The organism is Rahnella sp. WP5 (assembly GCF_000745615.1).
Lineage (GTDB): Bacteria > Pseudomonadota > Gammaproteobacteria > Enterobacterales > Enterobacteriaceae > Rahnella > Rahnella aceris.
Window position 1 is genome coordinate 196,797 of sequence record NZ_JQJR01000007.1, and the last position, 12,813, is coordinate 209,609.

Annotated in this window: 9 protein-coding genes; 4 read left to right on the forward strand and 5 right to left on the reverse strand. The window is 53.9% G+C overall.

What is annotated here, in order from left to right:
- Window positions 1-26: 26 nt before the first annotated feature.
- Window positions 27-1,241 (forward strand): MFS transporter, encoded by a 1,215-nt coding sequence (locus EX31_RS05295; protein ID WP_013573493.1) that lies wholly within the window; start codon window positions 27-29, stop codon window positions 1,239-1,241.
- Here EX31_RS05295 and EX31_RS05300 read toward each other — a convergent pair.
- The 3 genes from EX31_RS05300 to dcp all read right to left on the reverse strand — a co-directional run bounded on the left by EX31_RS05300 (window position 1,213) and on the right by dcp (window position 5,329).
- The gene (locus tag EX31_RS05300) at window positions 1,213-1,965 is read right to left on the reverse strand and encodes an isocitrate lyase/PEP mutase family protein (protein WP_037033767.1); all 753 of its coding nucleotides are present in this window, start codon (window positions 1,963-1,965) and stop codon (window positions 1,213-1,215) included. The two genes, EX31_RS05295 and EX31_RS05300, sit on opposite strands and share 29 nt — an antisense overlap.
- 14 nt (window positions 1,966-1,979) lie before the next feature.
- Window positions 1,980-3,038: a bifunctional transcriptional activator/DNA repair enzyme AdaA gene (locus EX31_RS05305; RefSeq protein WP_037033769.1), complete on the reverse strand. Its 1,059-nt coding sequence runs from the start codon at window positions 3,036-3,038 to the stop codon at window positions 1,980-1,982.
- A 137-nt stretch (window positions 3,039-3,175) separates the two neighbouring features.
- On the reverse strand, window positions 3,176-5,329 hold the full coding sequence (dcp, locus tag EX31_RS05310) for a peptidyl-dipeptidase Dcp (protein WP_037033771.1): 2,154 nt from the start codon (window positions 5,327-5,329) through the stop codon (window positions 3,176-3,178).
- A 187-nt stretch (window positions 5,330-5,516) separates the two neighbouring features.
- Here dcp and EX31_RS05315 point away from each other — a divergent pair, with 187 nt between their 5' ends.
- Together EX31_RS05315 and cytX are read left to right on the forward strand one after the other, a co-directional pair.
- Window positions 5,517-6,173, forward strand: a complete 657-nt coding sequence (locus tag EX31_RS05315; RefSeq protein WP_013573489.1) for a Qnr family pentapeptide repeat protein — start codon at window positions 5,517-5,519, stop codon at window positions 6,171-6,173.
- A gap of 156 nt (window positions 6,174-6,329) precedes the next feature.
- A complete protein-coding gene (gene cytX / locus EX31_RS05320; protein WP_037033773.1) occupies window positions 6,330-7,583 on the forward strand; it encodes a putative hydroxymethylpyrimidine transporter CytX in 1,254 nt (417 codons plus the stop codon).
- A gap of 531 nt (window positions 7,584-8,114) precedes the next feature.
- On the opposite strand, the gene ygjK is transcribed toward cytX, so the two are convergent.
- The gene (ygjK, locus tag EX31_RS05325) at window positions 8,115-10,496 is read right to left on the reverse strand and encodes an alpha-glucosidase (RefSeq protein WP_037033775.1); all 2,382 of its coding nucleotides are present in this window, start codon (window positions 10,494-10,496) and stop codon (window positions 8,115-8,117) included.
- Window positions 10,496-11,578, reverse strand: coding sequence for a protein YgjJ (gene ygjJ, locus EX31_RS05330; protein WP_037033777.1), 1,083 nt, complete (start codon window positions 11,576-11,578; stop codon window positions 10,496-10,498). The genes ygjK and ygjJ overlap by 1 nt, the downstream gene beginning before the upstream one ends.
- Before the next feature lie 210 nt (window positions 11,579-11,788).
- Here ygjJ and ebgR point away from each other — a divergent pair, with 210 nt between their 5' ends.
- The gene (gene ebgR, locus EX31_RS05335) at window positions 11,789-12,769 is read left to right on the forward strand and encodes a transcriptional regulator EbgR (RefSeq protein ID WP_037033902.1); all 981 of its coding nucleotides are present in this window, start codon (window positions 11,789-11,791) and stop codon (window positions 12,767-12,769) included.
- Window positions 12,770-12,813 lie beyond the last annotated feature (44 nt).

Sequence of the window (12,813 nt, forward strand, 5' to 3'; positions counted from 1 at the left end):
CTGTTACTCAGGGAATGCCATTCAACATGAAGGGAATGCCGCCATTAATTCTCGCGCTGTTAGCCAGTTCGTTAGTACTCACTATCGGACGTGGCGTCACACTGCCGTTTATCACTATTTATCTGACTGAGCACTATCATCTGCTGCCCAAAAGCGTCGGGATCATTCTCGGTGCCAGCCTGGCAATCGGGATTCTCAGTAGTCTGTACGGCGGCTATCTGGTGGATAAATTCAATCACCGGACGCTGATTACCGTCTCCATCAGCCTGTTCGGGCTGAGCTTTTTACTGTTGCCGTTTCTGCCGAATGTGACCGGCGTGCTGCTGGTACTGGCGCTGCTCAATGCCGCTTACGCCCTGCTCAGCATCACGCTCAAAGCCTGTATCGCCAGCTGGTTGCCGGTAGAAAAAAGGGTGAAGGCATTTTCGATGAATTACACGCTGGTGAATGTCGGCTGGGCGGTGGGCTCGTCGCTGGGCGTGTGGCTGGCGGGTTTCAGCCCGCTGCTGCCGTTCGTGATTTCCGGCGTACTGGCGCTCGGTACCGTGATTTCCCTGACCTGGGGATTGCGCAATATCCCGCATAAACCGCCGCAAACAGAACAGGAACAGAAACCCCTGCCAAAACCGAACCTTCGCCAGACACTGAGCATTCTGGCCCATGACCGTCGTCTGATTTACTTCACGCTGGGCAGCACGCTGGGTTCGGTGGTGTTCGGGCAATTCGCCGGTTATCTTTCTCAGTACCTGATTCTGGTCTCAAACGCCGCTTTTGCGTACAAAATCATCGGCGCAGTGATGATCACCAACGCCGTGATTGTTATCACCTTCCAGTACGTATTAAGCAGCCGGATGAAACAAAACAGCCTGCTGAAATGGCTGCTTCTCGGCACGATTTTCTTCATCATCGGCCTGATCGGCTTTATGACCGCCGGACAATCGGTGTTGCTTTGGGTGATCGCGATGGCGATTTTCAGCTTTGGCGAACTGATTGTTATCCCGGTGGAATACATGTTTATCGACTTTATCGCGCCGGAAAATATGAAGGGCAGCTATTACGGCATGCAGAACCTGAGCAATCTGGGTGGCGCGATAAACCCGGTCATGTGTGGTTTTCTGCTCAGTTACACCGCTCCGCCGGTGATGTTTATCGCGCTGATTGCCGCCTCGGTTGGCGGCCTGCTGTTCTTCTGGATGGGGCACCGTCTGGCGGCTAATACAGCACAGCCGCGTGCTGTTTAAGGGTTTCCATCAGCCCGATATAAGGATGCGGACCATAGCTTATCCGGCTGACACCCGCCGCAGTGAGTTCAGCCAGCGGCGGCGTCAGGCTGCTGGCCATAATGTTCACCGGCAGCGCTGATACCTCACAGAGTTCGGCAATCAGTGTCAGGTCACTCAAACCGGGGGCAAAAAAACCGCTGGCTCCCGCATCCTTATAGGCAGTCAGCCGCTTTTTAGCTTCCGCCATCAGCACCGGATGCCGCGTGGCGTCGGGTTCCTGTAAAAAGACATCGGTGCGCGCATTGATAAATAACGCCATTCCCTGAGTTTCCGCCACCTGACGAAGCGAGTTCAGAATCTCGCATTGTTCACGGACGCCGTTCAGCGCGGATAATCCCATTTGCTGATCCTCAACATTAATACCCACGACACCCGCCTGCAAAAGTGCGCTCAGGTTGTCGCGGCGATCCGCACCATAACCGGTCTCGAAATCCACCGTGAGCGGCAGACTGATCACAGAGGCAATGCGTTGCACCGTCCGTAACAGGCTGGAAAAAGGCATGGCTTCGCCATCCTGATACCCCTGCGCCGCCGCACACGACCAGCTTCCGGTAGCGATGGCTTTTGCCCCCGACTGCGCCACCGCCAGCGCGCTGCCCGCATCCCAGATGTTGTATAAAATGACCGGATTGTGCTTCTGGTGAAGTTGTGAAAATGCCAGTGCCCGACTTTGCTGATTCATACCCTGCTCCTCGTTTAGCGGCTCAACGCCATTCTTCGTTCGTGTTCAATCAGCCACCGCTTGCGCCATAATCCGCCGCCGTAACCGGTCAGCGAACCATCAGCACCAATGACGCGATGACAAGGGATCAGGATTGAAATCTGGTTAGCCCCGTTGGCACGGGCGACTGCGCGGGAAGCCGTGGCCTGCCCGATATCCGCCGCCAGCGCGGAGTAACTGCGCAGTTCACCCGCCGGAATAGCCCTGAGCGCATCCCAGACTTTACGGGTAAACAATGAACCGAATTCCGCCAGTGGCGTGATAAATGTGTGCTTTTCGCCCGCGAAATACGCCGCCAGTTCCAGTTCGAGCTGATCAATCAGCGGCGTTCGTCCAAAAATAATTTCAGAGGACGTCAGCTGTTTCAGCCACTCAATTTCATTAGGTAATGCCGGACGATCAATAAACTCCAGCAGATACAGTGCGTCGTGGCTGGCGATCGCCAGCATGGAACCGATCGGCGTATCCAGCCAGTCAGCCTTCAGAAACTGATGCTTTCTGGCCTGGCTCGGGTTCAGCCCGATTTGACGGGTGATCGCCGCTCGAAATCCGCTGCCGGATTCAAAACTCGCATCCAGTTGGGCATCAATTACCGGCCCTCCCCCGGCCAGCGCATCGACACCCTTGCCGATTCTGCGTAAGCGCGCCATTTCCAGAAAAGTGATGCCAAACTGTCGTTTAAAGGCGCGGCGGACAGTGGAAGGATCAACGTTCATCGCCTGCACATCGCCCTCGCTCCACTTTTTGTCTGGCTCGTTTTCCAGCGCAGCCAGCAATTTCAGCACCAGCGGGTCTTTTTCTCCGCCCTGCATCAGCGGCCGGCAGCGTTTACAGGGCCGGAATCCGGCTTCCATCGCGCTGACCATCGACGGATAAAATACCGAGTTCTCGCGCTTAGGTTTTCGTGCCGGGCAGGTCAGGCGGCAAAAAATACCGGTGCTTTTGACGCCGACAAAAGCAAAGCCGTCATAGGCCGGATCACGGGCAATCAGCGCAGCATAAAGCACATCATCGTCAGGTAAATCGAACAGCATGATTTCACTCGCAGACCGGAAACATGGGGAAAAGCATAGGGGAATTTCAGCGGGAGAAGCGACGTTTTTCGGGCGTTGATTTTAAATATTCACAGCAAGAGTGTCCGTGCCCGGCGTGATACCGGGCACGGCTATTTTTACTCCTCCAGTCCGCGGTTTTTTAGCATCGGCTCAATTGACGGGGCCTTGCCACGCCAGGTTTCGTAGAGTTTTTCCAGATCTTCGCTGTTACCGCGCGAGAGGATCTGATCACGGAATTTCTGACCGTTCTCCCGCGTCAGCCCGCCCTGCTCAGTGATACCGGCAAAGGCATCATCAGCCAGCATTTCGGTCCACAGATAGGCGTAATATCCGGCGGCATAGCCGTTACCCCAGATGTGCTGGAAATAGCTGGAACGGTAGCGCGGCGGCACATACGCCAGATTCACTTTATCTTTCACCAGCGACTCCGCTTCAAACTTATCAACATCCTGCTGCGGTGCGTCCGCGCTCAGGCTGTGCCAGTGCATATCCAGTAACGCAGCCGCCAGCAGTTCGGTCATGTCATAGCCTTTGTTGAACTTGCTGGCCTTCTCGATTTTGTCCTGCAAAGCCTGCGGCATCACTTCACCGGTCTGATAATGTTTGGCGAAGTGAGTAAACACTTTCGGATCGCTCGCCCAGTGCTCGTTAAACTGCGACGGGAATTCGACAAAATCACGCGGCGTCGCGGTACCGGAAAGACCCGGATATTCCTGATCGGCAAACAGGCCATGCAGCGTGTGACCAAATTCGTGGAACATAGTGATAACGTCGTCCCACGACAGCAGCGCCGGTTGCCCCGCCGCCGGTTTCTGGAAATTCGCCACGTTGTAAATCACCGGTTTCGTGCCCAGCAATTTCGACTGATCGACGTAGTTGCTCATCCATGCGCCGCCGCCTTTATTATCGCGCTGATAATAATCGGCGTAGAACAGCGCCATCGATTTACCGTCTTTATCGAACACCTCAAAAACCCGCACATCAGGATTGTAAACCGGCAGGTCTTTGCGTTCTTTAAAGGTGATGCCATACAGCAAGTTAGCGGCATAAAACACGCCGTTTTCCAGCACATTATTCAGCTCGAAATAGGGTTTGATCTGCGCGTCGTCCAGATCATATTTCTCTTTGCGAACCTGCTGGGCGTAGTGCTGCCAGTCCCAGGCAGTCACTTTGAAGCCGCCCTTCTGTTTATCGATTTCTGCCTGAATATCCTGCGCTTCACGCTGCGCGCGGGCGGTCGCGGCTGGCACAATTTTGTGCATGAAATCCAGTGCAACCTGCGGCGTTTTCGCCATCTGATCTTCCAGTTTCCACGCGGCATAACTCGGGAAACCCAGCACCTGAGCCTGCTGCGCGCGGACCTTTGCCAGCTTCGCAATCAGCTCACGGGTGTCGTTGGCATCGCCTTTTTCAGCGCGATTGATTGAGGCCTCATACAGTGCCTGGCGCGTGTCGCGGTCATCCAGTGACTGTAACAACGGCTGCTGCGTGGTGTTTTGCAACACCAGAAGCCAGGCATTATCCAGCTTGCGGTCTTTGGCGGCCTGCGCGGCTGCCGATAATTCGGCGTCACTCAGCCCGGCAAGCTGCGCTTTATCTTTCACCGTCAGCCCGCCCGCTTTGGTGGCGGCCAGCAATTTATTAGTGAACTGCGTGCTGAGCGTCGCCGCCTGTTGATTCAGCGCTTTGAGTTTGTCTTTATCCGCATCCGAAAGATTGGCACCTGACAGCTCGAAATCCTTAAAAGTCACCTCAATCAGGCGCTGTGATTCGGGGGAAATTTTCAGGCTGCTGCGCTGGTCATAGACCGCTTTCAGCCGCGCAAACAGCTTGCTGTTGAGATGAATGCTGTCATCCATCGCCGCCAGTTTTGGCGAGGTATCTTCGTCAATTTTTTGCAGCGTATCGTTGGTATTCGCGCCGGTCATCGCGCCAAAAACGTTTTGCACGCGTTGCAGCATGACGCCAGATTTTTCCAGGGCCACATAAGTATTTTCAAAGGTTGGCGGCGCGCTGTCGCTGGCAATTTTATCGACTTCAGCCAGTTTCTGGCGGATGCCTTCGAGGATCGCCGGTTCATAATCGCTGTCTTTATAGAGATTAAATTGCGGCGCCTGATATTCCAGCGGGCTGGGTTTCAGAAATGGGTTATCGGCATTAATAGCGTGATTCATGACGTGCTCCTGAGTGGCGGGCTGTGCGGTTTCCGCAGCCCCTGCAAACTGGCTGACAGCCAGGCTGGTTGCCAAAAAGAGAGATGACAAACGCATTCCAGTCTTCCTTATCTGAGTGAGAGAAGTGCTCCGTTAAGTCATTGAGAATAGACCTCACTCAGCGATCCGGCAAAAGGCAAACGTAGGTAAATCGTGTTATTACGAGGCGGATTCCATATTTTCGATAAAACTTTTCTGTCAGGATACCGGCCTTAGCAGGGCATAAAAGATGACAGAGGTTCCGATGATCAAAGACCAGACTTTCAGTGACCAGCGTTTTAGCGTGAAGCAGTTTACCGGCGAGACACTGGAGAACTGCCGCTTTTACCGCTGCCGTTTTGACAGCACCGATCTGTCAGAAACGGCGTTCGTCGATTGTCTGTTTTACGATGATGGGGAACAAAAAGGCTGCTCTTTCCAGCATGCAAAATTGCAGGATGCCAGCTTTAAACGCTGTGATCTGACGATGGCTGATTTCAAAAACATTCAGGCACTGGGTTGTGAAATCCGTGAATGCAAAGCCACTGGCGCAGATTTCAGCGGCGCGAGTTTTATGAATATGATCACTTCACGCACCTGGTTTTGCAGCGCCTTCATGACCAAAAATAACTTCAGCTACGCGAACTTCAGCAAAGTCATTCTGGAGAAATGCGAGTTATGGGAAAACCGCTGGACCGGCGCGAACGTGCAGGGCGCAAACTTCAGCGGCTCCGACCTTTCCGGCGGCGAATTCACCGAGTTCGACTGGAATAACGTCAACATTACCCATTGCGACCTGACGAACTCCGATCTGGGTGAGCTGAATATCCGTAAAGTCGATCTCGATGGCGTGAAAATCGACGACTGGCAGCAAAGCCATTTGCTGGAAAAATTGGGGATGATTGTGATCCACTCGAAATGACAGGATACGATATAAAAAACCGCTCTCTGAAGCGGCTTTTTTGTGCCTGAAATCCCCAGGCTGCCCGCCGGAAAGTGCGCTTCCGCTCCGCCCTTCATCAGAATCTCACCGCAATATGCTATAACAGACCTTCGCTTTAGCCACGAAATTAACCTCATGAAAGATAATAGTATTTATTCGCCTCAGGCGTCTGTACCGGAAAAATCACGGGTGCTGGGCTGGTCTGATTTATTCTCGCTGTGGTTCTCGCTCGGTATGGGTCTGATGGTATTGCAGGCCGGTGCCATTCTGGCTCCGGGCCTCGGGCTGGCGGGCTCGCTGGCAGCCATTGTGCTGGGGTCTGCCGTCGGCGTTGCGCTGCTGGCGCTGGTCGGGGTGACCGGCGGGCAGACGGGCATGTCGTCGATGGCATCGCTGAGGCTGAGCCTCGGCAAACGCGGCGTGGCACTGCCGGTGCTGTTCAATCTGATCCAGTTGATCGGCTGGGGCGCGTTCGAAATTGTGGTGATGCGCGATGCGGCCAGTCTGCTGGCAAAACGCGCCTGGGGCGACGACAGTTTTTGGGCGAATCCGACCCTCTGGACGTTTATTTTCGGCGTCGTTGCCACCTTGCTGGCGGCCAGCGGGCCGCTGGCGTTTATCCGCCTGGTACTGCGCCGCTGGGGGATCTGGCTGTTGCTGGCGAGCTGTGCGTGGCTGACCGGTTATCTGTTCCTGCACGCCGATTTATCCACACTGTGGCATAAAGCCGGGGACGGTTCGATGCCGTTCGCGCTGGCCTGCGATATTGTGGTGTCGATGGCATTTTCGTGGCTGCCACTGGTGTCGGATTACACCCGTTTTGGCAAATCTGCGCGGCAAAACTTCTGGGGAACGGCCTGCGGATATTTCCTCGGCAGCGTGTGGATGATGGCGCTCGGCGTGGCGTATACGCTGGCGTTTGTCAGCACCTCGACCGATGCCAATGCGCTGCTGCTGGCGCTTTCCGGGATCGCACTGGGTATTCCGCTGTTACTGATTCTGGTGGATGAGCATGAAAATGCCTTTGCGGATATTCACTCAGCGGCGGTGTCGGCGGGGACTTCCCTGCCGGTCAGCGTGGGTAAACTGACGCTGGGTATCGGCCTGCTGTGTACGCTGATCGCCTGGGCCGTTCCGCTGACGCAATACGAAAACTTCCTGCTGCTGATTGGCTCCGTGTTTGCGCCGCTGTTTGGTGTGGTGCTGACGCATCATTTTGTTCTGCGCAGGCAGACACAAAAAGACCTGAATATACGTTCCCTCGCAGCCTGGATTACCGGCATTGTGGTTTATCATCTGATGGCAAATCTGCTGCCGGATATCGGTGCGACAATTCCGTCGCTGCTGGTGGCGGGGCTGGTGTGCTGGGGATTAGGGCGTAAAGCCTGAGATAAAAAAACCGCCCCGAAGGGCGGTTTCTCTACTGCTACAAACCCGGGCCCGTGCTGACATTGATGTTGATATGAGAAACATTAACGTTCCATCCATCACCAGCAGTTGTCATCAAAGAACCCAGTACAACGATCAGTGCATAAATACACTTATTCATTGATGCGGCCTTTTACAACCGCGTTTCACCAATAAGCACCGGGACCGACTGGAGAAGGACAAGCAGTGTTTGGGTTGCCTGTCCGCGCGGTACTCAAGTGCTAATTTCAAGCCCGGTGACCCGTCGCTAAACGGGCAAACTAGCCCCGCGCAGATGCTACCACCAAGACCATAAAAACAATAAGGATATGTGTATAGAATTTAAACTTGCTGCCTTCCCACCCCTGGTGTAAGTTAGTGGCGTTTGGGTTGCCTGATCCCGCTTATTATTAAAGCGTGAAACTGGGTTGATTTAGCGCTAACTGAATCACCCAACAAAAAAACCGCTCTCTGAAGCGGTTTTTTTGTGCCTGAAATTCAGCCCTTACCGTCTCATTTCCCCTGGCCGAAAAAGTCGTTGTACAGCATGTAAAGATGCGCCGCACTCCATGAGAAGTTAGGTGCGCCCTGCTGCTGGCCGTTGAGCGGATTGTAGTTTTCCCGGATAGGCGCATCCGAAACCAGACCATCGGCGTGATCAAAGAAGGCCTGTGCCATTTTCACAGCATCTTCGCGGTAACCGTATTGCTCCATGCCTTTCAGGCCGAAATATAACTGATCGACCCAGACCCTGCCGCGCCAGTAAATGTCTGCACCGAACGCCGGATTGGTCAGTGCGGCGGTGCCCAGTGGCACATAGGTGTTAAATTCGCGCACATCTTTCATCACTTTCACCACGGCGTCGGCATGCGCCTGCGTCGCTGCGCCGTTAAACAACGGTGACCAGCCTTCCGGGCCTTTGCCGCGTTCGACAATCGGTTTGCCCGCGCAGCCGTTGGCCAGCGGTTTGTCTTCAATGCGGATGTCATAGAAGAAGCCGCTGCGGCTGTCGAACATGCAGGTGTTGATGTATCCGGCCAGTTTGACGGCTTTCGCGCGGAAATCTGCGGCGGCTGTTTTCTTGCCCAAAATGTCGGCGATTTCGGCCATGTATTTGTTGTCGCTGTACATATAGCTGGCTTCATCGACGGATTCCTGTAACAGCGAATACCCCAGCAACGTTCCGTCATCCGAACGGTTTTCGGCGAATTTGACCTGCCAGTCCTGTTTTTTACCGCCATTTTTGATGTATTTCGTCAGCTGATCGGCATCGATAAAACCGAAGGCCGCCGCATCATCCCGCCCCGATTCCCACGAAGCCGCCACCTGCGCCGGGATTTCGATGCTGTCGTACTGACCGGATTTCACCACGCGGTCATAGTTTTTCAGCCCGGATTCGGTCTGTTCTTTCTGCCCTTCCCTGACGGTAAACAACATTTTGCCGTCAGCGGTGTTATGCGCTTTATCGCGCGTGGCGCCATATTCCGGCACGCCGTTATGGTTGTGGTCACGGTTGTGCAGCCACCAGTCGTGATAAGCGACCAGTTTAGGGTACATCTCCGCCAGCCATTGTTTATCACCGGTCGTTTTGTAGATTTCCATCACCGACCACGCCGCCAGACTCGGTTTCGTGTTGCGCTCATTCCAGTTGGTGCCATCGCCGCCACGTTCCGGACCCGGGTTATAGGCAATCAGATCAGGTACAAAACCGGCATCCCACGGACGAACCGGATCACCGGGCTGGATCTGAAAGGCAAACACGGCGCGGATATTGTTTTTCGCCACCTCGGGATTGAAATGCGCCATCGCATACGCCTGTTTCCAGGTGTCCCACGGCCAGGTCTGATTGCCGGAGAACCAGCGGCCAGTCACCGATGGCGTCACCGAATCAAACTTCATCGCACCTGCCGCCCCGCGCCAGTTACCGGTTAATGTTTCGATGGCTTTCACCGCCACACGTTCCTGATCTTTGGTTGCTTTCGGGTTTGTCAGACCGGCATTCAGGTAGCCTTCCCAGCGTTTTTGCGAGGCATCCAGATAAGGCTGGGGATGCGCCAGAATATCCTGGATTTTCGGCTGCTCTTTCTGAACCTCAGCGGCCGTCAGCAGATGCGAATAAGTGGTGTAAAACGTGGTGGAACCGGCGATTTTGGCTTTGCCGGTAAACTGATGGCCTGTAACCGTCATCTGCATCGGCAGGGATTTGTGGATCTGATATTCGGACTCGCCGGAGGTCATCAGGCTCGAGGCCTCGCGCACTTTGCCGAAAATCACGCGCAGGCCGTCAGCAACCGGCAGGATCTGGCGCGTATACCCCGGATATTCCTGCACGATGGTTTTATCCGATGGTGGTTTTCCTTCCTGAGCGCGGAGCTTTTCCAGCAGTTCGCCGTCCCAGACCAGTTCCAGCGGGGAATCCGTGGTGATTTTAGTTTCCAGCAAAGAAGTGCGGGACGTCACGAAACGCAGGGTCATGTCGATGCGGATGCCGGGCGCGGTCAGCGTCTGGATAAGCGCCCCGGGAATGCTGTAAGCGGTCATGCTCAGCGCGACTTTTTGTCCGGCTTTATACACCGTCAGCCGGTCAAAGTTATCGGCCATAAAGTTGATATATTCTTCGGTCAACAGCGCCGGTCCAGGGAATCCGCCCATACCTTGCGGGCCAGACGGCAGTAAATGCCCATGCCAGGCACCCTCATCAAATAAAGGATTAAAACGCTGATGCTCGTCGAAATCATAATCGAGCATATATTGCGGCGCGCCGGTACGGTTAATAACGTTTTTAAACGAATCAGCCCGCAAAGTATCGGCGTTTTCTGCCTGTGCGTGTGCAGAAATAAATAAAGCAGCGCAGATAATTAAACTGAGCGGCCGGTGCGGATTAATTTTTTTCATTATGATCTTCCCCAGTAGAAATATTGCATAAGAAATACCGAGTTGCTGGCGCCGGTATTGTCATTGCTCATATAGAATTTGCTGTCTAATGCGGTCGCGAACCGGCCACCGTAATATTCGTACCAGATACCGGCCTGTGCGTAAGACGTGGTGGTATCGAAAGTAGTATCCCGCGAATGTTCGGCATAACTGTACGCGGTGGATAAATACAGTCCGGTGACCGCTTCAACCATGGCGCTGACCATCATTCCTGATTCGTGGCCGGAATGGCTGCTGTCGCCTTTGCCGGTGTGATGCCAGACGCGCCCTGCCAGATTTTTACCCTGCAAACCCGCGAGGAATAGCTGCCCGGTGCCATCGGTCAGTTCCAGACCGTTGAGCAGCGTCAGCCCTTCCATCAGATCATATTGCGTGTAGCCGTTGACCATCGCCTGATAGGTGTATTTATCTGAATAACGGTCGTATTTTCCGAAATGGAGCAATGCAGTACTTTCATTAACACGGCTTTGCGGTGCGGCGGTCAGGCTGTAACGAAACTTGCCGGTCAGGTTTTGCACCTTCACTGCCTGCGTTAAATCGCGGGTATTAGGAATCACGTAGCCGTATTCCGGCGTGAAATCGCCCCACCATTGCAGGTCATCCAGCGAGGAATCGTTGCGCATACTGAGGATAAATTCGGTGCCCCGATCAGTACGATAACCACCGTAAAAACGGTTTAAGCCGCCTTCGAATCCGCCCCAGCGGTGATCAGGCACCCAGGCGTTTCCCTGATGATCGGCCTGTACCGTCCAGCCTTCGCCGTAAATAAGCCCGAACCAGTTACCGTGTTTTATTTCCAGACCACCTTCGATATAGGTTCCGTCGCTGTATTTATGCTGATCTTTGCCATTTAAATACACGCTGCCGCCGCCGCCCATTTCGCCATAAAAGCGATAAGCAGTGGCGTCACGGCTGACCGGCGTTATTTCCGGTGGTGCTGATTCATTATGTTCGGCGGGGACAACCGGTTCCTGCGCCCGCAAATTCATTGATAAGGAAAATAATAAAAGTACTAATATTTTATTTAATGATGTGTTCTTCATCGGTATGCGCTTCTTTGTTTGGTTATTATGAACAGGAAAGCAGAAGTAAAACGCATACTAGTAAATATTTTACTAAAATATACTTAAAATTAGGTAAAGCGTTAACTCTGTCACAGTGAGATTTTGCGGGCCGGAAGGCCGGTGAGCGGTGTACATAAGGCACTGATCACATTAAGCTACGGCTTTGGTTTACCTGATGATGAGACGCTGATGGCTACTTTGAAGGAAATCGCTGAGGCCGCGAACGTGTCCGTTGCGACGGTTTCACGTGTGCTCAATGACGATCCGAGCCTGAGCGTGAAAGCGCAGACCCGCCAGAAGATTTTAGAAACGGCGGAACGCCTGGAATACAAAGTCTCGCCTTCCCGCCGCAATGCCACGCAACGCATGACGTTTGCCGCATTGTTTACTTACCGGCAGGGGCTGGAAATAGACGATCCTTATTATCTTTCCATGCGCTATGGCATTGAAACACAATGCGAAAAACTGGGTATCACCCTGATTTCCGGCTATGACTTTACCGGCGAAAAAGCGCTGCCTCCGGCGGACGGTTTTCTGGTTATCGGACAACCTCAGGCCGCACTGCATACGCAGCTCGCACAACAATCCACGCCGGTCGTTTTCATTGATGGCGTAATGGAAGACCCGCAATCAGACTGCGTTAATGTGGATTTATTTAAGATCAGCCAGAAGGTCATCGACTTCTTTATCGGTCAGGGCTATTCGCGCATCGGCTTTATCGGCGGCCGCGATCACCCTGAATTCCCGGATCAGCGCGAGCAGGCCTTTGTGGAATATGGCCGTCTGAAAAACGTCGTCCAGCCGGACGATATCTGGTACGGCAATTTCACCAGCCAGTCCGGCTATCAGTGCGCCAGGAAAATGTTGCAGCAAAATGCGCCTTATCCCCCGGCGTTGCTGATTGCCACCGATACCATTGCGCTGGGCGTGACCCGTGCGCTACTGGAACACGGCGTTAAAATCCCCGAGCAAATCGCGCTGATCAGCGTTAATGACATTCCGACAGCCCGCTTTGTGTTCCCTTCTTTATCGACCGTTCGCATCCATTCCGAAACCATGGGCGCACAGGCGGTCAACCTGCTGACCGAACGTCTGCGCGATGAACGCACCGTACCGCTGTCGGTATTTGTGCCGGGATCGCTGCAACTCCGGGACACCACCCGCCGGTAAAATTTAACTGCATGATCCTCAAACCGATTTTTTATTTTTTGTGA

Bases quoted from the DNA above. Each gene is read 5' to 3' on its own strand.
- EX31_RS05295 (WP_013573493.1), top strand. From the start codon at position 27: ATGAAGGGAATGCCGCCATTAATTCTCGCGCTGTTAGCCAGTTCGTTA.
- EX31_RS05300 (WP_037033767.1), bottom strand. From the start codon at position 1,965: ATGAATCAGCAAAGTCGGGCACTGGCATTTTCACAACTTCACCAGAAG.
- EX31_RS05305 (WP_037033769.1), bottom strand. From the start codon at position 3,038: ATGCTGTTCGATTTACCTGACGATGATGTGCTTTATGCTGCGCTGATT.
- dcp (WP_037033771.1), bottom strand. From the start codon at position 5,329: ATGCGTTTGTCATCTCTCTTTTTGGCAACCAGCCTGGCTGTCAGCCAG.
- EX31_RS05315 (WP_013573489.1), top strand. From the start codon at position 5,517: ATGATCAAAGACCAGACTTTCAGTGACCAGCGTTTTAGCGTGAAGCAG.
- cytX (WP_037033773.1), top strand. From the start codon at position 6,330: ATGAAAGATAATAGTATTTATTCGCCTCAGGCGTCTGTACCGGAAAAA.
- ygjK (WP_037033775.1), bottom strand. From the start codon at position 10,496: ATGAAAAAAATTAATCCGCACCGGCCGCTCAGTTTAATTATCTGCGCT.
- ygjJ (WP_037033777.1), bottom strand. From the start codon at position 11,578: ATGAAGAACACATCATTAAATAAAATATTAGTACTTTTATTATTTTCC.
- ebgR (WP_037033902.1), top strand. From the start codon at position 11,789: ATGGCTACTTTGAAGGAAATCGCTGAGGCCGCGAACGTGTCCGTTGCG.